This is a genomic window from Actinoplanes sp. NPDC023936, assembly GCF_040639325.1.
In the GTDB taxonomy this organism is placed as follows: domain Bacteria; phylum Actinomycetota; class Actinomycetes; order Mycobacteriales; family Micromonosporaceae; genus Actinoplanes.
The window spans coordinates 197,644-219,276 of sequence record NZ_JBEZZR010000005.1 but is presented as its reverse complement, the minus strand read 5'-3'; the positions used below and the strand labels follow the sequence as shown (position 1 = coordinate 219,276).

Annotated in this window: 24 protein-coding genes; 18 read left to right on the top strand and 6 right to left on the bottom strand. The window is 71.2% G+C overall.

Annotated elements, in window-relative coordinates:
• Positions 1-35 precede the first annotated feature (35 nt).
• Entirely contained in the window at positions 36-179 is a 144-nt protein-coding gene (locus AB0F72_RS09630; RefSeq protein ID WP_360427999.1) for a hypothetical protein, read from the top strand.
• A gap of 30 nt (positions 180-209) precedes the next feature.
• On the opposite strand, the gene AB0F72_RS09625 is transcribed toward AB0F72_RS09630, so the two are convergent.
• Together AB0F72_RS09625 and AB0F72_RS09620 are read right to left on the bottom strand one after the other, a co-directional pair.
• Positions 210-953: an AraC family transcriptional regulator gene (locus tag AB0F72_RS09625; RefSeq protein WP_360427996.1), complete on the bottom strand. Its 744-nt coding sequence runs from the start codon at positions 951-953 to the stop codon at positions 210-212.
• 20 nt (positions 954-973) lie between these two features.
• The gene (locus AB0F72_RS09620; RefSeq protein WP_360427993.1) at positions 974-1,276 is read right to left on the bottom strand and encodes an antibiotic biosynthesis monooxygenase; all 303 of its coding nucleotides are present in this window, start codon (positions 1,274-1,276) and stop codon (positions 974-976) included.
• A gap of 126 nt (positions 1,277-1,402) precedes the next feature.
• Between AB0F72_RS09620 and AB0F72_RS09615 the strand changes: the two genes are divergently transcribed.
• The 3 genes from AB0F72_RS09615 (at position 1,403) to AB0F72_RS09605 (ending at position 5,428) form a co-directional block, all read left to right on the top strand.
• The gene (locus AB0F72_RS09615) at positions 1,403-2,113 is read left to right on the top strand and encodes a VOC family protein (protein WP_360427990.1); all 711 of its coding nucleotides are present in this window, start codon (positions 1,403-1,405) and stop codon (positions 2,111-2,113) included.
• A 699-nt stretch (positions 2,114-2,812) separates the two neighbouring features.
• Complete coding sequence (chvE, locus tag AB0F72_RS09610) at positions 2,813-3,862, top strand: multiple monosaccharide ABC transporter substrate-binding protein (RefSeq protein WP_360427987.1); 1,050 nt, start codon at positions 2,813-2,815, stop codon at positions 3,860-3,862.
• Positions 3,863-3,865: 3 nt separating this feature from the next.
• The gene (locus AB0F72_RS09605; RefSeq protein WP_360427984.1) at positions 3,866-5,428 is read left to right on the top strand and encodes a methyl-accepting chemotaxis protein; all 1,563 of its coding nucleotides are present in this window, start codon (positions 3,866-3,868) and stop codon (positions 5,426-5,428) included.
• Here AB0F72_RS09605 and AB0F72_RS09600 read toward each other — a convergent pair whose 3' ends face one another.
• Complete coding sequence (locus tag AB0F72_RS09600) at positions 5,429-6,349, bottom strand: DUF5995 family protein (RefSeq protein WP_360427981.1); 921 nt, start codon at positions 6,347-6,349, stop codon at positions 5,429-5,431. It abuts the gene before it with no gap.
• A 670-nt stretch (positions 6,350-7,019) separates the two neighbouring features.
• On the opposite strand from AB0F72_RS09600, the gene AB0F72_RS09595 reads away from it, so the two are divergent.
• From AB0F72_RS09595 to AB0F72_RS09545, 11 genes are all read left to right on the top strand, one after another.
• A complete protein-coding gene (locus AB0F72_RS09595; protein WP_360427978.1) occupies positions 7,020-7,556 on the top strand; it encodes an RDD family protein in 537 nt (178 codons plus the stop codon).
• A 111-nt stretch (positions 7,557-7,667) separates the two neighbouring features.
• On the top strand, positions 7,668-8,249 hold the full coding sequence (locus AB0F72_RS09590) for an NPCBM/NEW2 domain-containing protein (protein WP_360427975.1): 582 nt from the start codon (positions 7,668-7,670) through the stop codon (positions 8,247-8,249).
• Positions 8,246-8,971 carry a hypothetical protein gene (locus AB0F72_RS09585; protein WP_360427972.1) on the top strand — a complete coding sequence of 242 codons (726 nt, stop codon included), beginning with the start codon at positions 8,246-8,248 and terminating at the stop codon, positions 8,969-8,971. Before AB0F72_RS09590 ends, AB0F72_RS09585 begins: the two co-directional genes overlap by 4 nt.
• Positions 8,972-9,090: 119 nt before the next feature.
• A complete protein-coding gene (locus AB0F72_RS09580) occupies positions 9,091-10,590 on the top strand; it encodes an alkaline phosphatase family protein (protein WP_360427969.1) in 1,500 nt (499 codons plus the stop codon).
• Between the two features lie 42 nt (positions 10,591-10,632).
• Positions 10,633-11,370: a GntR family transcriptional regulator gene (locus AB0F72_RS09575; protein ID WP_360427966.1), complete on the top strand. Its 738-nt coding sequence runs from the start codon at positions 10,633-10,635 to the stop codon at positions 11,368-11,370.
• Positions 11,371-11,484: 114 nt separating this feature from the next.
• Positions 11,485-12,603, top strand: coding sequence for a TIGR03364 family FAD-dependent oxidoreductase (locus AB0F72_RS09570; protein ID WP_360427963.1), 1,119 nt, complete (start codon positions 11,485-11,487; stop codon positions 12,601-12,603).
• Positions 12,600-13,259: a phosphonatase-like hydrolase gene (locus tag AB0F72_RS09565; protein WP_360427960.1), complete on the top strand. Its 660-nt coding sequence runs from the start codon at positions 12,600-12,602 to the stop codon at positions 13,257-13,259. The genes AB0F72_RS09570 and AB0F72_RS09565 overlap by 4 nt, the downstream gene beginning before the upstream one ends.
• A complete protein-coding gene (locus AB0F72_RS09560; RefSeq protein WP_360427958.1) occupies positions 13,256-14,260 on the top strand; it encodes a 2-aminoethylphosphonate ABC transporter substrate-binding protein in 1,005 nt (334 codons plus the stop codon). Before AB0F72_RS09565 ends, AB0F72_RS09560 begins: the two co-directional genes overlap by 4 nt.
• Complete coding sequence (locus tag AB0F72_RS09555) at positions 14,257-15,294, top strand: ABC transporter ATP-binding protein (RefSeq protein ID WP_360427955.1); 1,038 nt, start codon at positions 14,257-14,259, stop codon at positions 15,292-15,294. Before AB0F72_RS09560 ends, AB0F72_RS09555 begins: the two co-directional genes overlap by 4 nt.
• Entirely contained in the window at positions 15,291-16,082 is a 792-nt protein-coding gene (locus tag AB0F72_RS09550; protein WP_360427952.1) for a 2-aminoethylphosphonate ABC transporter permease subunit, read from the top strand. Before AB0F72_RS09555 ends, AB0F72_RS09550 begins: the two co-directional genes overlap by 4 nt.
• The gene (locus tag AB0F72_RS09545) at positions 16,063-16,854 is read left to right on the top strand and encodes an ABC transporter permease subunit (RefSeq protein WP_360427950.1); all 792 of its coding nucleotides are present in this window, start codon (positions 16,063-16,065) and stop codon (positions 16,852-16,854) included. The genes AB0F72_RS09550 and AB0F72_RS09545 overlap by 20 nt, the downstream gene beginning before the upstream one ends.
• A gap of 61 nt (positions 16,855-16,915) precedes the next feature.
• Here AB0F72_RS09545 and AB0F72_RS09540 read toward each other — a convergent pair whose 3' ends face one another.
• Positions 16,916-17,314, bottom strand: coding sequence for a VOC family protein (locus AB0F72_RS09540; RefSeq protein ID WP_360427947.1), 399 nt, complete (start codon positions 17,312-17,314; stop codon positions 16,916-16,918).
• Positions 17,315-17,371: 57 nt separating this feature from the next.
• On the opposite strand from AB0F72_RS09540, the gene AB0F72_RS09535 reads away from it, so the two are divergent.
• Together AB0F72_RS09535 and AB0F72_RS09530 are read left to right on the top strand one after the other, a co-directional pair.
• Positions 17,372-18,220 (top strand): alpha/beta hydrolase, encoded by an 849-nt coding sequence (locus tag AB0F72_RS09535; protein ID WP_360427944.1) that lies wholly within the window; start codon positions 17,372-17,374, stop codon positions 18,218-18,220.
• Positions 18,221-18,234: 14 nt separating this feature from the next.
• Positions 18,235-18,705: a DUF3592 domain-containing protein gene (locus AB0F72_RS09530; RefSeq protein ID WP_360427941.1), complete on the top strand. Its 471-nt coding sequence runs from the start codon at positions 18,235-18,237 to the stop codon at positions 18,703-18,705.
• A gap of 661 nt (positions 18,706-19,366) precedes the next feature.
• Here the strand turns inward: AB0F72_RS09530 and AB0F72_RS09525 are convergent.
• Positions 19,367-20,287, bottom strand: coding sequence for a methyltransferase domain-containing protein (locus AB0F72_RS09525; RefSeq protein WP_360427938.1), 921 nt, complete (start codon positions 20,285-20,287; stop codon positions 19,367-19,369).
• Positions 20,288-20,339: 52 nt separating this feature from the next.
• Positions 20,340-20,606: a helix-turn-helix transcriptional regulator gene (locus tag AB0F72_RS09520; RefSeq protein ID WP_014446086.1), complete on the bottom strand. Its 267-nt coding sequence runs from the start codon at positions 20,604-20,606 to the stop codon at positions 20,340-20,342.
• Positions 20,607-20,649: 43 nt separating this feature from the next.
• Here AB0F72_RS09520 and map point away from each other — a divergent pair, with 43 nt between their 5' ends.
• Complete coding sequence (map, locus tag AB0F72_RS09515) at positions 20,650-21,423, top strand: type I methionyl aminopeptidase (protein ID WP_360427935.1); 774 nt, start codon at positions 20,650-20,652, stop codon at positions 21,421-21,423.
• The last annotated feature ends 210 nt before the right edge of the window (positions 21,424-21,633 follow it).

Genomic DNA, 21,633 nt, shown 5'->3' with positions numbered 1-21,633 from the left:
TGCGAGCGGCACAGGCAGCGTATCGAGGAGGAGCCGTGACCGAGCAGGATTGGCAGCCGCTGGAGGAGTCGCCGGAGGTGGTGGACGCCGCGCAGGACGACACCACGGTGCCGGAGCTGGCCACCGAGGACGCGGCGGACGACGGCCCCGAGTTCCTGGAGCCCACCGAACAGGGCTGACCGCGGTGTGACGAAGCGCGCCGGCGCGTGTCAGGGCCGGAAGCTGGCCCGGTATTCGGTCGGTGTGCGTCCGGTGAGCTGCCGGAACGCCGCGTTGAACGCCGACAGCGACGTGTACCCGACGGCGAAGGCGATCCGGGTGACCGGAGTGTCCCCGGCGGCCAGTTCCTCGACCGCCCGCAGCACCCGCATCCGGCGCAGCACCTCCCGCCACGTCATCCGGGTCTCGTCGGAGAACCGCCGGGCCAGCGACCGGGGCGCCAGCCCCACCAGCTCCGCGATCCGCTCGAACCGGACCTGCTCACCGAGCCGCTCCTCGGTGAGACGGAGGGCTCGCCGCAGCTCCGGCGACGATCCGGCCGGCACGACGACCGGGCTGGGCCGCTCGGCGAGTCGCCACGTGACAGCGGCGAGGGTGGTGAACAGCGTTCCCCCGTACCCGTCGGAGCTGTCCTTGATCTCCGCGCATTCGGCGAGCAGAGCGCCGGCCAGCGGGCTGAGGTCGAACACCGTCAGCGCCGCCGGTGGGCTCGGCGTGCCGGCGGGATCGAACAGCACCGACGCGGTGGTGACCGGCTGCGGAATGCTCACCCGGACCGCCCGGCCCGCCTCGATCAGCGCCGCCCGAGCCGGCGGCAGCAGCCACGACTGCCCGCCGCCTTCGAGCCGCAGCGCCCCAGCCGAGGCGCAGAGCAGGTAGTGCCGGTCCACGCACAGCTCGCGGGCGGGCGCCCGCGGAAACGTGCGAACGAAGGTGTACGCCGCCGGTGTCATCGGAGACTGATGGTAGGGAGTCAGCCGACCGTCTCCAACAGCTCTGCCCGGAACCGGCGGCTGACCGGCGGCCCACTCATCAGGGGCCGGAGCACCGCTCCGGACCGGGCGAAGGACTCGGATCGCTGATAGTCGGCGAACGACTCCTCGTCCGCCCACTCGTGCACCAGAGTCACGTGGTTCTGGCCGTCCCGTGCGGCGTACACCCGGAAGGCGACGTTGCCCGGCATGGCCCGGACCACCTCCCCCTCCCTGTCGAGTTGAGCGAGCGCTGCGGCCCGGTCACCGGCCGCGGTGGCGAAATCGACGATGGCGATGAACATGATTACCTCCCGAATCGATGGATCGATCCTCGCGCCACACCGGCCACGCCGGCTGCCGCCGGCCGGACAGGTTCACGCTCCGGTCTGCCAGGGCATGATGAGAACGACGACCCGGAGGGAGCTTCGATGATCGGCACGCTGCGCGGGGTGGTGCTCGACGCACCTGACATCCGGCTACTGGCCGCGTTCTACTCCGCCCTCGGCGGGTGGACCGAGCGGTACGCCGACGACGAGTGGATCAGCATGGACGCCGGGGACGGCTGGCGGATCGCCGTGCAGAGCAGCCCTGACCACGTACCCCCGCGGTGGCCTGACCCGGAGCGTCCGCAGCAGGCCCACCTGGACCTGCGCGTGCCCGACCTGGCCGCCGGCGCGGCGCGGGCGGTGGAGCTGGGGGCGACCCCGCTGCGCGAGAACGAGAACTGGCACACCCTGGCCGACCCGGCCGGCCACACCTTCGACCTGTGCCTGTTCCCGGCGAACCCGGAGCCCACGCTGATGGGCGTCATGCTGGACTGCCCGGACGCGAAGCAGCTGAGCACGTTCTACGCCGAGCTGCTGGGCAAACCGGTCACCTATGAGGGCGACGGCATGGCGATGATCGGCGAGGAGGGCGGCCAGCCGATCATGTTCCAGCAGGTGGCGGACTACCGGGCACCGCGGTGGCCCGACCCGGCGTACCCGCAGCAGTTCCACATCGACGTGACGGTCGACGACATCGAGGCCGCCGAGCGGGCGACGCTGGAGCTGGGCGCCACCAGGCTCCCCGAGCAGGGCGACAACTGGCGCGTCTACACCGACCCGGCCGGGAAGCCCTTCTGCCTCTGCTGGGACTGACACCCCACGGCACGCACTCCCGCCTGCGTGGATGGTCAGCTTCCCCGCGCTCCCGCCTGCGTGGATGCCGATCTTGGAAGTGCCGATGCCGGCCGGCGCTCAGTGCTGACCCTGGTAGCGGAGTTTTCTGGATGAGCCAGCGGGGTCGGTGCTGCCGGAATGGGCGCGCCGGAGCACTGTGTCGACGGTCAAGACGACGTGTTTCCGCTAGTAGCCAGCCTGAGCTACGGCCGGGCGGCGCCAGCCGTAGGCCAGAGCGGCTACCCGGGCTTGATCACACGCTTGAGCTACGGCCGGGCGGCGCCAGCCGTAGGCCAGAGCGGTTACCCGGGCTTGATCACATGTGTGGGCTACGGCCGGGGCGGCGGGTTCCAAGATCGGCGAGGCGGGAGGTGCCAGGTGCGAGGTGCGAGATGCCAGCCGCAGGACGCCAGCGCGGGGCCGGCGGGGCACGCGGGGGCGCGGGGCCGAGGCCGAATATCTGCTGGTAGCGGGGCTTTCTTGATCAGCCAGCGGGGTCAGCCCTGAGAACCAGCCGGACCAGCTGGTTCTCAGGTCTGTCTTCCCGGTCGGCCGGCAGCCGGGGTGACGTTCTCCATCCGGGCGCACTTGTCTCATGGCGGCCTCGCGGCTGCCGATCAGCACGCCGACGGAACAGGTGCGACCCCGGAGGCGTCGGTGTTCACACGGTGGGCGGCATTGGGCACGGCAGTGGCCCTGTTGGCCGCGACGGCCGGCTGCGGCAGCAGCGACGACGAGGCAGCCGCGGCTGCCAGCGCGGCCAAGGGCACGATCGGGCTGGCCATGCCGACCAAGGCCTCGTCGCGCTGGATCGCGGACGGGGACAACATGGTCAAGCAGTTCCAGCTGCTCGGCTACGGCACCGACATGCAGTACGCCGACGACGACGTGGACGTGCAGGTCCAGCAGATCGACGACATGATCGACGCGAAGGTGAGCGCCCTGGTCGTCGGTGCGATCGACGGCACCGCGCTGAAGAGCGTGCTCGGCAAGGCGGCCCGCGCGGACATCCCGGTGATCGCTTACGACCGGCTGATCCGGGACAGCGGCGACGTCGACTACTACGCCACGTTCGACAACTTCAAGGTGGGCGTCGAGCAGGGGACCGCGATCGTGGACGCGCTGAAGCTCTCCTCCACGAAGAAGACCTACAACCTGGAACTGTTCGCCGGCTCCCCCGACGACAACAACGCGACGTTCTTCTTCAACGGGGCCATGAGCGTGCTCAACCCGTACATCACGAAGGGTCGTCTGAAGGTCCGCAGCGGGCAGACCACGTTCGCCGAGGTCGCGACGATGCGCTGGGACGGCGCTGTCGCGCAGAAGCGGATGGCCGGAATCCTGGCGAAGAACAGCGACGTGGACGCCGTCCTCTCGCCCTACGACGGGATCAGCCGGGGCATCCTCGCCGCCTTCGCGGACGCCGGGATCGACCTGCCGGTGATCACCGGGCAGGACGCCGAGCTGGAGTCGGTGAAGCTGATCGCGAGCGGCGAGCAGACCGAGACCGTCTACAAGGACACCCGCGAGCTCGCCAAGGTCGCCGTGCAGATGACCGACGCGCTGCTCAGCGACGAGAAGCCGATGGTCAACGACACCGAGCAGTACGACAACGGGGTCAAGACCGTGCCCACGTTCCTGCTGCAGCCGGTGAACGTCGACAAGTCCAACTACGAGCGTGTCCTCGTCGACGGCGGCTACTACACCGCCGCCCAGATCGGAGCATGAGCGATGCTGAGCAACACTCCCGTCTGGGCGAAGCTCACCGGGCTGGTCACGGCCGGCCTGTGCGCCGTCGGCACCTGCGTCGGCGTCACGCTCTACACCAACCACGTCGCCTCGGACACCGCGGACCGGCTGGCGAACCTGAACACCGCCAGCGCGCTGGTGCTGCGCCTGGACCGGGTCGCCAGCGACCTGAAGGTCAACGGCCTGCAGGCGATCACCCGGGACGACCCGGCCACCCAGGCCGCGCTGCTGGACGCCCAGCTCAAGCAGGCGAACACGCTGCTCGACCAGCTCGACGGCGTCGAGCTGCCCAGCGACCTGGACGCCGCCGTCACCCGGATCCGCACCGCCTACGCCGACTACAGCGCCGTCGTCGAACGCTACGTCGCCGGCGCCGAGGCCGACCAGGAGTCGGCCCGGCTGGCCTGGGAGCAGATCGACGTCGACAACTACCTGACCAGTGCGGTGCTCGCCAACGAGCGCGCGCTGTTCGCGTCGACGATCGAGCGGGCCGAGGCCGACGCCGCGACCAGCCGGGACCGGGCGCAGCTGATCCTGCTCGGCACCGCGCTGGCCGCCGCGGTCCTGCTCTGCGTGCTGGCCCGGATCATCGTCACCTCGATCACCCGGCCGTTGCAGCGGGTCCGCACCGCGCTCGGCGCGATGGCGGACGGCGACCTCACGGTCACCGCCGACGTCACGTCCGGCGACGAGGTGGGTCAGATGGCGCGGGCGCTGGACGAGGCGCAGGCCAACATGCGTACCGTGGTGGCGCAGGCGGCGGCGTCCGCACGCGCCCTGGCCACCGCCGCCGAGGAGATGACCTCCACGGCCGGCGCGATCGCCGACACCGCCCGCGGCTCCTCCGAGCAGGCCCGCGACGTGTCCGGCACGGCAGCCGCCGTGTCGGCGAACGTGGGCGCTGTAGCGGCCGGCGCGCAGGAGATGGCCGAGTCGATCCGGGAGATCTCGCAGAGCACCGCGCAGGCCGCCCAGGTCGCCAACCAGGCGGTCGCGGTGGCCCGGTCCACCAGCGCGCACATCGACAAGCTGGGCGCCTCGTCGGCGGAGATCGCCAGCGTGGTCCAGGCGATCACCAGCATCGCCGAGCAGACGAACTTGCTGGCGCTGAACGCGACGATCGAGGCGGCCCGCGCCGGTGACGCCGGCAAGGGGTTCGCGGTGGTCGCCAGCGAGGTCAAGGACCTCTCCCAGGAGACCGCCCGGGCCACCGAGGACATCACCCGCCGGGTCGCCGCGATCCAGGCGGACACGGCCGGCGCGGTCGAGGCGATCAGCCAGATCACCGCTGTCATCGAGCAGATCAACGATCACCAGGCGACGATCGCGGCCGCCGTGGAGGAACAGACCGCCACGACGGCCGAGATGAACCGCAGCATCACGGCGGTGGCCGACGGCGCCGGTGACATCGCCGGCGGCGTGGCCGGGCTGGCGTCGGCGTCGGAGACCACGACGGCCGGCATGACCCAGTCCCGGCAGGCGATCGGCGAGCTCAGCACGATGGCGAACGAGCTCCAGACCCTCGTCGCACGGTTCCGGGTCTAGCTATCGGCGCGCCGTCTCCAGCTGACGCGGGGTCCGCCTCCCGCGGACCCGGTGCCACACGCCTGCCGCTGTTGCTCGCATCGTCAGCCACAGCACGCGGACGATGCCCGTACCCCGCAGCAGGGTCTCCCCCGCGATCGCGGCGGCCCGGTCCATCACCGTGCAGGCGCGCCGGTAGTCGTCCTCGTCGTCCCGCAGCTCCCAGAGCCGCTCGGCCTGCTCCCACGCCATCGCGCGGGTGGTGCGGACCAGGACCCGCTGGCTCCAGTCGTCGAGCTCACCCACGCACCTGTCGATCTCCATCTGCCAGGCGGTGGCGAACCGGCGCCGCAGCGGGGGGATCTCCTCGTAGAAGATCTTGTTGACCAGCAGGTAGTCGGGGTGCTGCGGCCCGTCGCCCGGATAGCCCATCCGCTCCCAGGTGGCGATCACCGCCAGCGCCAGGTCGTGGTTGATGTGCGCGTTGACACCGAGCACCGCCGCTTCCAGCGTGCTGATCGTGTCGTCGTGGGCGCGGCGGAACAGCACCTCCCACGCGTCCGGCGTGTCCTTGCCGGGCACCCCCCACGACGAGAGCGCGGTGAAGTAGAGCCGGGCGAACTCGACGTCGAGCACCTCGAGCCATTTCTTGTCGTGCACCTCGTCGCCGAGCAGATGCGCGGCGACCCGCTCGGTGATGGTCAGGTACAGCGCGTTGAACTGCCCCACCCGGTTCTTCGCCGGGCTGGGCGGCAACGTGTCGAGAATCGTCTGCAGCAGCTTGAGCCGCTCCACCACACCGGCGATGTCCTCCGGCGGCACCCGGCAGGCGTCCGCCATGGCCTGCTCCGCGGGCGTCCACCCGTTCACCGCTTCCGGGACGGCAGCCTCGATGCGCCGGCGGCACTCGCGTAGCCGCTCAGCGCTAGCCTCAACTTGCACGCGATCGAAATTCACACCTCATGGTCGGTGCAGCGGCCCCGCCGAGGCATCCCATTAACGGCTCCCACCCAGTCGGATAGACGACTGTCTTCCTATGCCGGAGATCAAAACCGCCTTCGGGTACGCCCTGCCGAGCTTGTCGCCGTCATCCACGCCGGCCGCCGTGACCAACCCGTTCGGCCCTGTTGCGATGCCGCTGTCGTGAGTCGTCGTCGGCGCAGGTCGTCGTCGGCACGGATTGATCGGTCCAGGGCGGGCGTCTCGTCGGCCAGGTCGTCCGCGGTTTCGCCCGCTGGGTGAGGGGTCGCCGCCTCTGCGGCCGGGCGGCTCATCGAACCCACGCCGCGTCACGATGGGTGACTGTCCACCTGGAGAGCTACGTGGCATTGCGGCAAGGCGTCCGGGACGCAGACGCTGCGATTCATGCACCAGCGGGCGAAACTGAAGGCGACCGGGAAATCCGCGTCGGATAGGTGAGTCCCGCTCGGAGAAAAGGGGCAGCCGACCCCGTCCGAGAGTACGAGCCGGCCAGCCGTGCGCCTGATTGTCATCCCGCGAATATTCCGCGAATGTGGGCTTCCACAAGGGCTGGTCCATTGTGATCTTCGGCCGAAAACGACCGTCGACCGGGATTCGATCTTCACCGGATGCGGAAGAAGGACTATCGACAATGAACGAATCACCCGCGCCCGGACGTGACACCTATCCGCAAGGGCACATCCCAGCGCAGTGGCCCGCCTACGGCAGCCAGCCCTACGCGGCCGCGCAGCCCTACGCCGCCACGCAGCCCAGTACGGCCGCGCAGCCCTATACACCGGCGCCGCAGCCGGGACAGTACGCCACCCCCGCGATCACCACGCCGCTCGTCTCCCCCGGCGGGCGGCTCGGCGCGGTCCTGCTCGACATCGGGCTGGTCGTGGTCACCCTCTGGATCGGCTGGTTCGCGTGGTCGATGGTGACCTGGTCACAGGGCCAGTCCCCGGGCAAGAAGCTGCTCGGCTACGTGGTCGTCGACGCCGCGACCGGCCAGCCCTTCGACTGGTCCCGGATGGCGCTGCGCGAACTCGGCATCAAGGGCCTGCTCGGCACGGTGCTGAGCATGTGCACGCTCGGCGTCTACTTCTGGGCCGACGCGCTCATGATCCTCGGCGCCGGCACCCGAACGCTGCACGACCGGATGGCCGCCTCGGTCGTGCGGCACCTCTAGGCACACACGACGATGCGTGAACGAGGGCTCGACCGGGCCCGGCCCGCGGCGCCGGGCCCGGCGCCGGGCGGCAGAGCCGTGGCGGAGTCGGCCTCCACCTGGATGCAGGTGGTGTTCGCCGGGATCAGCACGAGCGTCGCGATCGCCGCCCTGGTCATCGCCTATTTCGCGTGGATTCGGCCGCACTCCCCGGACGGCCCCGCCGAGCCACCGGCCGCCGCCCCGGCTCCGGCCGCCACCACCGCCGCGACCACCCCGCATCCCACCGATGCCACCACCGCGACGGCGGCGGCCACCACAGCACGGCAGGGGGTCGGCCTCACCGCTCTCGAACCGGAGATCGGCGGTGACAAGATCCGGGTCACCGGCGGGGAACTGGCGATGCCCTGCGCCACCGGCCAGTCGAACGATCGGCAGCGCTCTGTCCAGTACGACGTGGCCGGCCGATACACGGCGTTCACCGCGAATATCGCCGTGGCGGAAGCGCCGGACGTCGATTCGCAACTCCAGATGAAGATCTTCGCCGACGACCGTCAGGCCGCCGTGCACACATTGGTCAAAGGCAAAACGGAAACCGCCCACGTGCCGCTCGACGGAGTCAGCAAAATGCGCATCGAATTGACCTGCCAGTCCCGGCTCAGCGAATTGACGATCACCGAACCCCGCCTGGACAAGAGGGAGCCGACGAGGTGACCACTCCGCAGACGCCCCCGCAGCAACGCGGATACCTGCTGGTGATCACGCTGGTGGTCGCGGCTCTCGCCCTGGTCGTCGGACTGGCCGGCGTCGTGCTGTCGGCGATCGCGCTGGGCCGCAGCGACGAGGCCTCGGAACTGGCGAAGCAGGCGAACACCAAACCGGTCGCCGCCGCACCCACCACCGAGGCGACGGCCGACCCGCCTGCCCCGGAGCCCACCGATCCCGGGTCGGCGGCGCCCGCTCCCGAGTACCCCTCCGGCGCCACGACGACGCCGGCGGACATCAGCCCCACTGCCGACTACACCGTCTCCTACCAGGGCGAGCACCTGCGGGTCCGCTCGGTCGGCTGCGGCGGCGACCACATGGCGGTCGACCTCGACGAGCCACGGGTGGCCGGCGCGGGGCGCTACTCCACGGACTTCGGCGTCCAGGGCTGCAACGCGCCGGGCGAGATCATCACCAACCTGCCGATCGCCACGGTGTCCGGCCCGGCCGCGACCCCGTTCGACTGCCTGGAGACCATCCGCACCGATCCGGGCCGCTCGCCGATCGCGCCCACGCGGGGCATGACCCTGTGCCTGGTCACCGACCAGCAGAAGGCGACCTCGAACGGCGAGTCCCAGAAGATCGTCTTCGTCACCGTCGACTCCATCTCGGTCGATCGGGAGACGGTCGTCCTGAACCTCACGCTGAAGGCCTGGGACATGCCGCAGTAGGCGTCGGACGGAATTGGTCCGGACCTGTTACCCAATCTCTCGCCGTCCCGGCACCACCCGTTCACGCTCATTGATTTCGATGCCTTTCAAGTGTTCTCCGCGAACTCGAAAGGCACGCGATGCATCGAACTCTGGCCGCCGCCCTGCTCGCCGGCATGGCGATCACCGGCCTTGCCACGCCCGCCCAGGCCGCCGTACCCACGAAGAAGCTCCTCGTCGTCGGCATGGACGGCCTCAACTGGGACAGCGCGGTCGCCGCCGACGCGCCGAACCTGGACGCCCTCGCCACGCAGGGGCTGCTCGCCCGCAGCCTCGTCCAGTGCCCGTCGCGGGCCGACTCGTCCAGCGGCCCCGGCTGGTCGAACATCGCGACCGGCGTCTGGCCGGACAAGCACGGCGTCACGAACAACACGTTCACCGGCAAGCAGTACGCCGCGTACCCGGACTTCCTGACCCGGCTGGAGACCGCGAACCCGGCCTACCGGACCTACTCGGCGGTGGACTGGGCGGCGCTGCACAACCAGGGCACGTTCTCCGCCGCGATCGACACCCGGGTGACCTATGACGGCGACGGGAACGGGTACGCCGGCGAGGACGTGAAGATCACCGCGGACGCGGTGAGCCGGCTCGCGAGCGGCGGACCGGACGCGTCGTTCGTCTACCTCGGCAACACCGACGCGGTGGCGCACTCGTCGGGCACCGGCGCCCTCTACACCGCGGCGATCGCCAAGCAGGACCAGCAGCTCGGGCAGATCCTGGCCACCGTGAAGGCCCGGCCCACGTACCCGAGCGAGGACTGGCTGATCCTGGTCACCACCGATCACGGCCACCGCGTCCCGCTCGGCGGGCACGGCGGCTGCGGCATCGAGGAGCGCGGCACGTTCCTGATCGCGGCCGGCGCCGGGATCACCGCCGGGAGCCGGCCGATCGACGTGCGGCAGGTGGATCTGGCGGCGACCGCCCTCGCCCACTTCGGCGTCACCGCGCCCATCGAGAGCACGAGCGGCTCCGCCGCTGTCGACGGCAGGAATGTCACCGTCCGATCCACCGACCCGTTCGACAGCCTCGCGCTGCGCACCCGGGTCGACGAGACCGGCATCCCGTCCACCCTGGCGGGCTGGACGCCCGCCGCGCCGGCCGGCTGGACGGTGGACCGCGGCGCGATGCCGTCCGGCGGGGTGACCGAGTGGCGTGGCTGGTCGTTCGCGACCGACGAGTTCTGGAGCCGGGCGCAGACCGGTCAGGAGCGGGAGAACGCGCTGCGTACCCGTGGGGTGTTCGCGGTGGCCGACAGCGACGAGTTCGCCGACAAGGCGGGCGGCGCGACGTTCGACTCGACGCTGATCTCACCGGCCTACACCGTCAGATCCGGCAATCTCGTGAAGATCTCGTACGTCACGCACTACCGGCAGGAGGGCAACCAGAAGGGCGACGTCCTGGTCTCCTTCAACGGCGGCCCCGACCAGCTCGTCAAACGCTATGCGACAGACGCCCTGGCCACCGCCGAGAGCCTGCCGGTGACCGTCCCGGCCGGCGCCACCAGCATGACCGTCAAGTTCCGCTACTACGACGCCGCCAACAACTGGTACTGGGTCATCGACGACTTGCGCGTCTCCTGACGCGGTAAGGAGCCGGGCCGGCCCTTCGGTAGGGTCGGCCCGGTGACGGTCGATGCGGTTCGCGGCGGGGTGCCCGAGCACGGCAGGGTGCCCAAGTACTACACGGTGAAGAGCCAGCTCCTCAATCTGCTCTCCGAGCTCGGCGAGGGCGCGCTGCTGCCGGCCGAGCGGGACCTGGCGGCGGCGTACGGGGTGGCCCGCTCCACCCTGCGCCAGGCGATCTCGGAGCTCACCATGGAGGGCCGGCTGCGCGCGCATCGCGGCCGGGGCACGTTCGTGGCCTCGCCCAAGCTGATCCAGCCGCTGAGCCTGTCCAGCTACACCGAGGCGCTGCGCGAGATGGGCCACGTGCCCAGCCGGCGCCTGATCACCGAGGAACGCGTCCCGGCCGGCTCGCTCGCCGACGACCTGGCGATCGCGGCGACCGACGAGGTCCTGCACCTGGAACGGGTGCTGCTCGCCGACGACGAGCCGCTCGGCCTGGAGAGCACCTACCTGCCGGCCGGCCGGTTCGGCGACCTGATGGACGGCTGGGACGCGACGGGTTCGCTCTACCGGCACGTGGCGGACCGTTACGGCATCCGGTACGCGCAGGCCACCGAACGCATCGAGACGGTCCTGGCGAGCCCGCGCGAAGCCCAGCTGCTGAACACCAACCCGGCCCAGCCGATGCTGCTCATGCAGCGCGTCTCCGCAGATCAGGACGGCCTTCCGATCGAGCGGGTGCGCTCGCTCTACCGCGGCGACCGGATCGGTTTCGTCACCCGCCTCACCGGTTGATCGCGCTTTATTAAAGGTTCGAACCTTTGAGGTTCGTTCACCGGAGCGTCATGCTGCCTGCACGTGCGAGTCGCCGATCTCTCTGAAGCTCTTCTCCAGAGCAAGGGAGATCAAATGCGAGTGATCATCGTGGGCGGCGGGGTGCTCGGCACCATGCACGCCTGGCAGGCCGTCCAGCGCGGCCACGACGTGGTCCAGATCGAACGGGAGGCCGAGGCCCGGGGCGCCTCGGTCCGCAACTTCGGCCTGGTCTGGGTGTCCGGCCGGGCGCCCGGCGCCGAACTGGACACCGCGCTGCGGGCCCGGGAACTCTGGGAGCGGATCGGCGACCAGGTGCCGGGCATCGGCTTCCGGGGCAACGGGTCGCTCACGCTCTGCCGTACCCCCGAGGAAATCGCCGTGGCGCAGGCCGCGGCGGAAGGTCCGCACGCGGCCGCCCGCGGCTTCCGGATCGTGGACCGCGCCGAGGCGCAGAAGATCAACCCGGCGCTGCGCGGAGACTTCGCGGCGGCACTGTGGTGCGAGCGCGACGGCGCGGTGGAATCCCGCGTCGCGCTTCCGGCCCTGCGGGCCACGCTCGGCGCGACAGGCGCCTATCGGTGGGTTCCGGGCCGGGAGGTGCGCGCTCTCACTGACACCGGGGTACGCGACGACCACGGCGCCCACCACACCGGCGACCTGGTCGTCCTCACCACCGGCGCGGCGCTCTCCGGTCTCGTCCGCGAACTCGCCCCGGAGCTGCCGGTGCGCCGCGTCTGGCTGCAGATGGCACAGACCGCCCCGCTCGGCGAGCCGCTGACCACCTCGGTCGCCGACGCCGACAGCTTCCGCTACTACCCGGCGTTCCGCGGGCCGCAGCTCGACGCGCTGGTCACCGGCCAGCCGCAGCCGCCGGTCGCCGCCACCCACGCCATGCAGCTGCTGATGGTGCAGCGCCTGGACGGCGGGCTGACCATCGGCGACACCCACGCCTACGCCGAGCCGTTCCCGTTCGACCAGGTGGAGGAGCCCTACGAGCACCTGATCGATGTCGCCTCCGGGCTGCTCGGCCGGGCCCTGCCGCCGATCCGGCGGCGCTGGCACGGCGTCTACGCCCAGTGCACCGACCCGGCCGCCGTCGTGCACCGGCAGCGGATCGCCGGCAACGCCGTGCTCGTCACCGGACCCGGCGGACGCGGCATGACCTGCTCGCCCGCGATCGCCGAGCAGACCGCGACGGAGATGGGCTGGTGAGCATCCAACTGGTCGTCCTGGACATGGCCGGCACCACCGTCGCCGACGACGGCCTGGTGCTCCGGGCCTTCGACACCGCTCTCGCGGCCGCGCCGGTGGGCGACACGGACGCCGCCCGGCAGTACGTGCTCGACACCATGGGCCAATCCAAGATCACCGTGTTCCGGCACCTCACCGGCGGCGACGAAGCACGAGCCCAGCGGCTCAACGCCGCGTTCGAGACCGCCTACGACGACCTCGTCCACCTGTGCACGCCGATCGACGGCGCCGCCGAGCTGCTGCGCGACCTGCGCGCGGCAGGCATTCGCACCTGCCTGACCACCGGGTTCTCCCGACCCACCGCCGACCGGATCCTGACCGCCCTGGGCTGGCACGACCTCGCCGACCTCACCCTCACCCCGGCCGAGGCCGGACGCGGCCGCCCCTACCCCGACCTGGTGCTGACCGCGCTGCTGCGGCTCGGCGCCGACGACGTCCGCAACGTCGCCACCGCCGGCGACACCACCTCCGACGTCCGCACCGGCCGGCGCGCCGGGGCCTCGATCGTGGCGGGCGTGCTCACCGGAGCACACGACGCCGCCGCGTTGCGGGACGCCGGGGCGACGCACGTCCTCTCCTCCGTTCGTGAACTTCCGTCAGTTTTGGAGCAGTCATGAGACGTACCCTCGCAGCTCTTGCCTCGGTTTTGATCTTGGCGGGTTGTGGATCCGGGACCGGGTCCGGCGACACCGAGGACGGCAAGACCGTCACGCTCTACACCGCCGACGGGCTCGGCGACTGGTACACCCAGCAGTTCGCCGCGTTCGAGAAGCAGACCGGCATCACGGTGCAGACCATCGAGGCCGGCTCCGGCGAGGTCGTCTCCCGGCTGCAGAAGGAGAAGGCGAACGTCCAGGCCGACCTGGTCGTCACGCTGCCGCCCTACATCCAGAAGGCGTCCGCGGACGGCCTGCTGCAGGCCTACACCCCGGCCGGCGCGGAACAGGTGACCGGGGCGGCCGCCGACTACACGCCGGTGGTCAACAACTACCTGTGCTTCATCTACAACCCGGCGAAGCTGCCGAACCCGCCGAAGACCTTCGACGACCTGCTCGACACGTCGCTGGCGAAGAAGCTGCAGTACTCCACGCCGGGCCAGGCCGGTGACGGCACCGCCGTGCTGCTGCACCTGCAGCACGTGCTCGGCAAGGACGGCGCCCTGGAATACCTGAAGAAACTCGAGGCCAACAACGTCGGCCCGTCCTCGTCCACCGGCAAGCTGCAGCCCAAGGTCAGCAAGGGCGAGATCTACGTGGCCAACGGCGACGTGCAGATGAACCTGGCTTCGATCAACAACGACAAATCCAACTTCAAGATCTTCTTCCCGGCCGGTACGGGGAAGAAGCCGTCCACCTTCGCCCTGCCGTACGTGATGGGCGTGGCCGCCGGAGCCCCGCACGCCGGCAACGCGAAGAAGCTCGCCGACTTCCTGCTCACCCCGGCCGCCCAGGAGCAGATCGCCCCGCAGGCCTACGGCTTCCCGGCCCGCGGCGACGTCACGCCGGCCGACACCACGATCCTCGACGGCGTCGAGATCTGGCAGCCGGACTGGACGCGGATCCTCGCCGACAACGACGCCGACATCGCGGCCTACAACGCGGCGCTCGGACTCTCATGACCCAGCAGCCGGCGGTCCGGTTCGACCGCGTCCAGGTCCGATACGGCGCGGTCACCGCCCTCGACGACTTCAGTCTCGACGTGGCCGCCGGCGAGACGGTGGCCTTGCTCGGCCCCTCCGGATCGGGCAAGTCCACCGCCCTCAAGGCCCTCGCCGGGTTCCTCACCCCCAGCTCCGGCCGGGTCCTGCTGAACGGCCGGGACGTCACCGGCCTGCCACCGCACCGGCGCGGACTCGGCGTGGTCGTCCAGCAGTACGCCCTGTTCCCGCACATGACCGTGGCCGAGAACGTGGCGTTCGGCCTGCGCGCCCGGCGTTCGTACTCGGCGAGACGCGTCGCCGACATGCTGGAACTCGTCGGCCTCCCCGGGTTCGGCAAGCGGTACCCGCGGGAACTCTCCGGCGGCCAGCAGCAGCGCGTCGCGATCGCCCGTGCCCTCGCCATCGCTCCCCCGGTGCTGCTGCTCGACGAGCCGCTCTCCGCACTCGACGCCCAGCTCCGCGCCGACCTGCTCGAAGAGCTGCGCCGGCTGCGCGACGAACTGCCCGACGTGGCGATGCTCTACGTCACCCACGACCAGACCGAGGCGCTGACGCTGGCCGACCGGATCGCCGTGATGCGCGACGCCCGGCTGGTCGACATCGACACCGCGTTCGGCCTGTACCAGCAGCCGCCGAGCAGTTTCACCGCGTCCTTCCTCGGCGGCGCGAACCTGCTGCCCGCCACCGTGGTCTCGGCCGGCGGCCTGGTCCGGGTCGGCGGCGTCACTGTCGCCGCGTCCAGCGTCGATCCGCTCGTGGAAGGCGCCGACGTGCGCGTCGCGATCCGCCCGCACACCCTCACCGTGGCCGACGACGGGCTGGAGGCCACCCTCACCGGACTCCAGTGGCGCGGCGCCACGTTCCGCCTCACCTGCCTCGTCGACGGGGTCGCGGTGCACGCCGACGTGTCCTCGGCCGACGGCCTGCCGCCGGTCGGCTCGCCGATCCGGCTGCGACTGCCCGCCACCGGAGCGGCGGTGGTGCCCCGATGACCCGTACCCGGGTGCTCTGGGTCCTGCCGCCGCTGGCCCTGCTCGCCGGTTTCCTGGTCTACCCGCTCGCCCTGGTGCTCCGGCAGTCGTTCACCTCCTCCTCCGGGGCATCCACCGTGGAGATCTGGCGGGCCATGCTCTCGGCCGGCGAATTCCACCGCGCGCTCGGCAACACCGTCGTCATCGCGGTCGCCGCCACCGCCGGCTGCATCGTGCTCGGCACGTTCTTCGCCGTCGTGCTCGCCCTCGTCCCGTTCCCCGGCGCCGCCGCGGTGTCCCGGGCCGTCGACACGATCCTCGCCTTCCCGTCGTTCCTGATCGCGCTCAGCTTCACGTTCCTCTACGGCGCCGCCGGCATCCTGCAGCTCGGCGACTTCCTCTACTCCCGCTGGTGCGTGATCCTCGCGGAGATCACCTTCTACACGCCGTTCGTCATGCGGCCCGCCCTCGCCGCGCTCACCCAGCTCCCCGCCGAACGCCTCAACGTGGCCGCCTCCCTCGGCGCGCGGCCCTGGCGGGTGCTGCGCCGCATCGTGCTCCCCGAGATCGCTCCCGCCGTCGCCGCCGGTGGCGCGCTCTGCCTGCTGCTGACCCTCAACGAGTTCGGCATCGTGCTCTTCATCGGCGCCAAGGACGTCATCACCCTGCCGATGCTCGTGCACAGCAAGGGCGTCGTGATGTTCGACTACCCCGCCGCCTGCGTGGTCGCGGTCGTCGAGGTCGCCCTCTCCCTGGCCCTCTACTCGCTCTACCGCTGGGTGTTCACCAATGCTCGTATGGTCGCGTAACGGCCGCTGGTCCGTGTGGGCCGCGTTCGCCGTCGTCTTCGTCCCCGTCGTGGTCGCCCCGTTCGCCGTGCTGGTGGCGGCCGCGTTCGCCGCCGAGTGGAACGGCGTGCTGCCCGGCGGCGTCACCACCGGCCACGTCGAAGCCGCCCTGACCGGCCTGAACCGGGCCAGCCTGCTGGTCAGCCTGCAGACCGCGGCCGCCGCCGGCCTGCTCGCCGTCCTGGCCGGAACCTGGGCCGCCATCGCCCTGTCCACCGCCCCGCGACCGCTGCGCCGGGTGGCCGACGCCCTGCTGCACCTGCCGGTCGCCATCCCGTCGGTGGTCGTCGGCCTCGGCCTGCTCGTCGCGTTCAGCCGCCCGCCGCTGCTGCTCAACGGCACCCGCTGGCTGGTGCTGGCCGCCCACGTCATCCTGGTGCTGGCCTTCTCCTACAGCACCGTGGCCGGCGCGCTGTCCCGCCTCGACCCGTCGTACGCCCAGGTCGCGGCGTCGCTCGGCGCCCACCCGGCCCGGGTGCTGTGGCGGATCCGGCTGCCGTTGCTGCTGCCCGCCATGGCCGCCGCGGCGGCGCTGGCGATCGCGCTGTCGATGGGCGAGGTGGGTGCGACCATCATGGTCTATCCCCCGGACTGGCGAACCCTGCCGGTCACCGTCTTCACCCTCACCGACCGGGGCGAGACCTTCGACGCCTCGGCGGCGACCCTGGTGCTGCTGACGGCGACGCTGCTGCTCCTGCTCGCGCTGGGGAGGCTGGCCCGCACCCGTCGCTGACATGCCGCGGCAGACCCCGGCCGGCACGCTCGCCACCGCCGGCCGTACCCGGTAGTGCCGGTCAGGCGTCGGCTTCGACAGCGAAGGTGTTTCCGTCCGGATCCCGGAACCACGCGATCCGGCCCCCGCCGGCACGGGCGGTGATCCCCCTCGCGTCGTGCTCGAACTGCTCGTAGCGCGCGAACTCGACGCCGGCCTCGGTGAGTTCCCCGACGACCCGGTCGAGGTCGTCGACGTACCACGTGGCGAGCGTCGCCTCCGTGGTCCCGGCGGTCGTCGACTGGTAGACGTTCAGTGCGGGCCCGCCGCCGGAACCGTAGATCCGGCTGCCGCCGGCGATGCGGGCGCTGGGACCGGTCTCCACCACTGGCAGACCGAGCTTTCCTTCGTAGAACGCGACAGCCACGTCGATGTCGGACACTGCGATCGAGGCTCGCACGGGGTACTGGTCCAGAGGCATCCACCCAGCCTATTCGCGGCGGCGGCGATCGGCGTCCGGAGACGGTAACCTCCCGCCATGGTCAGCTGGCAGATGCGCGGGGTCGGGCTCTTCACCCGGCTGGTGTACCGGCGCCGCTACGCGACCGAGACCGCCGGGCTGCGCACGCTGAACCGGCCCAAGGGCCCGTCCGCCCCGCCGAAGTCGCTGGCCTGCACCAGCTCGACCGTCAACGGTTTCACCGTGTACCAGGTCGGCGACGCGGAGACGGCCGTGGTCTATCTGCACGGGGGCGCCTACACCAGCGAGATCGTCGAGCAGCACTGGTCGCTCATCGGTTTCATCGCCGAGCAGGCCGGCTGTGAGGTACACGTACCCATCTATGGCCTGTCGCCGGAGCACCATGGCCGGGAAGCGCTCGACCTGGTCAGCGAGGTCATCCGTGGCCTGGGCCGGCCGTGTCACCTGGTCGGCGACTCGGCCGGCGGCGGGCTGGCGCTGCTCGCGGCCCAGGCGAACAAGGGGCGTGTCGCCGGGCTCACCATGATCGCGCCGTGGCTGGATCTGACCATGTCCAACCCGGGGATCGACGCCGTCGAGCCGCACGACCCGTGGCTGTTCCGGGCCGGGCTGCGGCCGATCGCGGACGCCTGGACCGGTGGTCTCGCGCTCGACGACCCGCGGCTGAGCCCGATCCACGGAGACCTGGACGGCCTGCCGCCGACGCAGATCCTGGTCGGCACCCGCGACATCACCCTGCCGGACTGCCGGCTGCTGCGCGATCGGCTGCCCGCCGGCACACCGCTGACCTATCACGAGGAGCCGGGCGCGATCCATGTCTATCCGCTGCTGCCGGTTCCGGAGGCACGCGCGGGCCGCCGGGCCATCGTGGCGCACATCCTCGGGGCCCGTCCCTCGCAGACGTGATCTACAGTCACGCCATGATCGGAGCGTCGACCTGGTGGACACACGCGGTAACGGCCTTTCTCGTGGGCGTCCCCGCCCTGGTCGGCCTCGGGCTGCTCGCCGCCACGGCGCGGCGGTGGGCCAAGCTCCGCGCCCTCACCGCCTCCGGCCGCCCGGCAACCGCTCGCGTGGTCGACAACCAGCTGGAATCCCGGTCCAACGGGCGGACCACCTTCCGGCCGGTGGTCACCTTCCGGACCGAGTCCGGCCAGGAGGTGACGACCACCCTCCCCGACCTGGACGGCTTCCGCTCCCACCTCGCCGGCACCGAGGTGGCCGTCCGCTACGACCCGCAGAAGCCGTCGGACGCGACGCCGGCCCAGCGCAACAGTGGGCGGCTCGTCGTCACGATGGTGTTCGGGGTGCTGTTCCTGGTGTTCGCCGTGTGCGCCTACCAAATGATCAGCACTGGCGTGGACGAATTCGGTGACTTCCAGATGCCGTGACGGCCCATTTCTTTCCCCTGTTGACCGCGGAATGCTCCGAGCTTGTGATCAATGATTCGGCGCGGCTACTCTCGCCGCGACATTCGGTCAGTCCAGGCGCGGGGAGTGGCTGTTGCGGATCGTCGTGCTCGTCGCGCTCGGCGCCGATCTCGTCCTGACCATTCTGCTGATCCGGGGTGCTGCCGCCTCCGGCTCACCCGGCTGGGTAACGGCCACCATGGGATTGCTTCTGGCGCTCGTTGCCGGGGCGAGCGTGGTCATTCTGCTGAGACACACCCGGCGATCGGCCGCCATACTGATGGCCGCGCTGGCGGCGCAACTCGTTCTGACCGTCGCGGTCGTGGTCGGCACGTCCGGGACACGCCTCGACGCGGGCGGGGAGATGCCGCCCGCCCCCGAGCCGACGGGCGTGACAGCGCTGGCCCGGGATCACGTGACCGCCCCGGCGGTCGTCGTCTCCGGCACCGGGAGGCTGATGCTCTGCGGCGAGTCGCCGGGTGACTGCGACACCGACTCCGTCGCCTCCATCAACAGCACCTCGCTGGAACTGGGCTTCCGTAGCTGGGAGACCGGGCCGGTGCCCGCTGCCGGACGATTCACCATCCGTCTGGAGCGGGTCCGTGCCGTTCCCGCCCGCTCCGTGCACGGATGCGCCACGGTGTCACCGGAACTCACGGACGGCTATCAGCACTATGACCGCACGTTCACCGTAAGCCGGGAGAAACCCACCCTGAGCCTCACCGCCGATGAGGTCCTCGGCCGCCCGCCACAGTTTCCCGGTGCGGCCTCGCGCAGGTTTCGCATCGTCATCGGCACCCGCCTCGCACCGGTCGTGGACACTTGCGCGGCAGGCGCGCTCTACCGCTGGACGGTCACCGAACGATGGCGAACCGGCTCGGAGGCGGCAGGTCCGGCAGCCGCCCCGGGCCCGTCCGGTGACCGCAGCCGGGCCGCGGCCGATTCCGGCCTGGTCGCCGTCTGGGACTAGGGCCTGCACCCGCTCGATCGTGCCGGCCTTCAGCCGCTCCGCCTCGACCACCTCGAAGCCGGCGGCACGCACCAGCGGCAGCTGCCGCCGGGTGAAGTGCTCGCCCGCCGCCCGGACGGTGACCCGCTCCACGAGCCACTGCGCCGCGTGCACCGGCGGCCAGCTGCTGCCGATGTGGTCGAGCAGCAGGAGCCGCCCTCCCGGCACGAGCACCCGCCACGCCTCGCCGATCGCCGCTCGCGGGTCGGGGATCGTGCAGAGCGACAGCGCGCAGACCACCGTGTCGAACGAGCCGTCCGGGAACGGCAACCGGGTCGCGTCGCCCTCGTGCAGCTCGACCGGGCGTCGCGCTCGCCGCCGGGCCACGGCCAGCATCGCGGGACTCAGGTCGATCCCGGTGACGGTGGCGTCGGCGGGATAGTGCGGGAGGTTGCGCCCGGTGCCCACGCCGACGTCGAGGATCCGGCCGGTGGCGCGGGCCCCGAGCCACTCCCGCCCGCCGGTGAACCAATGTTTCTCCAGGAACGCGATCTGCCGGTCGTAGCGCGGCGCGGCCTGATCCCACACCCGGCGAGCCTTGGCGGTCTCATCCATCAGACGGCCACTCATCCATCGGACGGCCACTTATCCATCGGACGGCCACTCATCAGGACGCCTGCCGGACCGGCATGCCGGCCAGCCAGACGTCGGCCAGCTCGCTCAGCGGCACATCGAGGGCCTGACTCAGGCAGACCACCGTCCCGAACGCGGGCGCCGGCAGCCGGCCCGCCTCGATCTTGCGGAGGGTCTCCGGTGAGATGCCCGCCGCCAGCGCCACCTCGCCGAGGCTGCGCCCGGCCCGGGCGATCCGGAGCGCGGCTCCGAGTCGCTGGCCCGCGGCGATCTGTTCCGGGGTGAGCGGTTGGCGAACCATGCCAGCAGGATAACCCCCGGAACCGGCGTGGTATAAAAATACCGTGATCGAGTTGAAGTCTTCGGATGAGATCGGCCGGATGGCCGTCACGGGCCAGTTCGTCGGCGAGCTGCTCGCGGAGTTGCGCGACGCCGCCGCCGTCGGCGTCAACCTGATGGACCTCGAGCACCAGGCCCGCCGCCGCATCAAGGAGCGCGGCGCGGAGTCGTGCTACTGGGACTACGCCCCGTCGTTCGGCCGCGGCCCGTTCCGCAACGTGCTCTGCCTCTCCGTCAACGACGCGGTGCTGCACGGCCTGCCGCACGACTACGTGCTGCGCGACGGCGACCTGCTGAGCATCGACATGGCGGTCGGCATCGACGGCTGGGTCACCGACTCGGCGCTCTCGTTCGTGGTCGGCACGCCCGACCCGGGCGACCTGAAGCTGATCGAGGCGACCGAGGTGGCGCTGGAGGCCGCCATCGCGGCCGCGCAGCCGGGCGGCAAGCTGGGCGACATCTCGGCGGCGATCGGCGCTGTCGCTCACGACTACGGTTATGGCGTGAACCTCGAGTTCGGCGGCCACGGCCTCGGCCGCACCATGCACGAGGCGCCGCACATCCCCAACAACGGCCGGGCCCGCCGCGGCATGAAGCTGGAGCCGGGCCTGACGATCGCGATCGAGCCCTGGTTCTGCAAGACCACCGACAAGATCAAGTTCGACGCCGACGGCTGGACGATCCGCTCGGCCGACGGCTCCCGCACCGCACACTCCGAGCACACCGTCGCCATCACCGAGTCCGGCCCGCGGGTGCTCACGCGCCGGCCGGTCGGCTGAGACCACCGCCGGCGGCCGCCGGCTTCGTCGATCGCCGCAATTGCGGGGGTACGGCCGGAGCGTCATGGGCCGAGCTGGTGCACAGTGCTGCACCGGGAGCACTGACGTCCGGCTGGTCCGGCTGGTCCGGCTGGTCCGGCTGGTCCGGCTGGTCCGGCTGGTCCGGCTGGTCCGGCTGGTCCGGCTGGTCCGGCTGGTCCGGCTGGTCCG

Excerpts from the sequence above, each read along its gene's own strand:
- AB0F72_RS09625 (WP_360427996.1), bottom strand. The coding sequence starts at position 953 with ATGACACCGGCGGCGTACACCTTCGTTCGCACGTTTCCGCGGGCGCCC.
- AB0F72_RS09620 (WP_360427993.1), bottom strand. The coding sequence starts at position 1,276 with ATGTTCATCGCCATCGTCGATTTCGCCACCGCGGCCGGTGACCGGGCC.
- AB0F72_RS09615 (WP_360427990.1), top strand. The coding sequence starts at position 1,403 with ATGATCGGCACGCTGCGCGGGGTGGTGCTCGACGCACCTGACATCCGG.
- AB0F72_RS09605 (WP_360427984.1), top strand. The coding sequence starts at position 3,866 with ATGCTGAGCAACACTCCCGTCTGGGCGAAGCTCACCGGGCTGGTCACG.
- AB0F72_RS09595 (WP_360427978.1), top strand. The coding sequence starts at position 7,020 with ATGAACGAATCACCCGCGCCCGGACGTGACACCTATCCGCAAGGGCAC.
- AB0F72_RS09580 (WP_360427969.1), top strand. The coding sequence starts at position 9,091 with ATGCATCGAACTCTGGCCGCCGCCCTGCTCGCCGGCATGGCGATCACC.
- AB0F72_RS09570 (WP_360427963.1), top strand. The coding sequence starts at position 11,485 with ATGCGAGTGATCATCGTGGGCGGCGGGGTGCTCGGCACCATGCACGCC.
- AB0F72_RS09560 (WP_360427958.1), top strand. The coding sequence starts at position 13,256 with ATGAGACGTACCCTCGCAGCTCTTGCCTCGGTTTTGATCTTGGCGGGT.
- AB0F72_RS09555 (WP_360427955.1), top strand. The coding sequence starts at position 14,257 with ATGACCCAGCAGCCGGCGGTCCGGTTCGACCGCGTCCAGGTCCGATAC.
- AB0F72_RS09550 (WP_360427952.1), top strand. The coding sequence starts at position 15,291 with ATGACCCGTACCCGGGTGCTCTGGGTCCTGCCGCCGCTGGCCCTGCTC.
- AB0F72_RS09545 (WP_360427950.1), top strand. The coding sequence starts at position 16,063 with ATGCTCGTATGGTCGCGTAACGGCCGCTGGTCCGTGTGGGCCGCGTTC.
- AB0F72_RS09540 (WP_360427947.1), bottom strand. The coding sequence starts at position 17,314 with ATGCCTCTGGACCAGTACCCCGTGCGAGCCTCGATCGCAGTGTCCGAC.
- AB0F72_RS09535 (WP_360427944.1), top strand. The coding sequence starts at position 17,372 with ATGGTCAGCTGGCAGATGCGCGGGGTCGGGCTCTTCACCCGGCTGGTG.
- AB0F72_RS09530 (WP_360427941.1), top strand. The coding sequence starts at position 18,235 with ATGATCGGAGCGTCGACCTGGTGGACACACGCGGTAACGGCCTTTCTC.
- AB0F72_RS09525 (WP_360427938.1), bottom strand. The coding sequence starts at position 20,287 with ATGGATGAGACCGCCAAGGCTCGCCGGGTGTGGGATCAGGCCGCGCCG.
- AB0F72_RS09520 (WP_014446086.1), bottom strand. The coding sequence starts at position 20,606 with ATGGTTCGCCAACCGCTCACCCCGGAACAGATCGCCGCGGGCCAGCGA.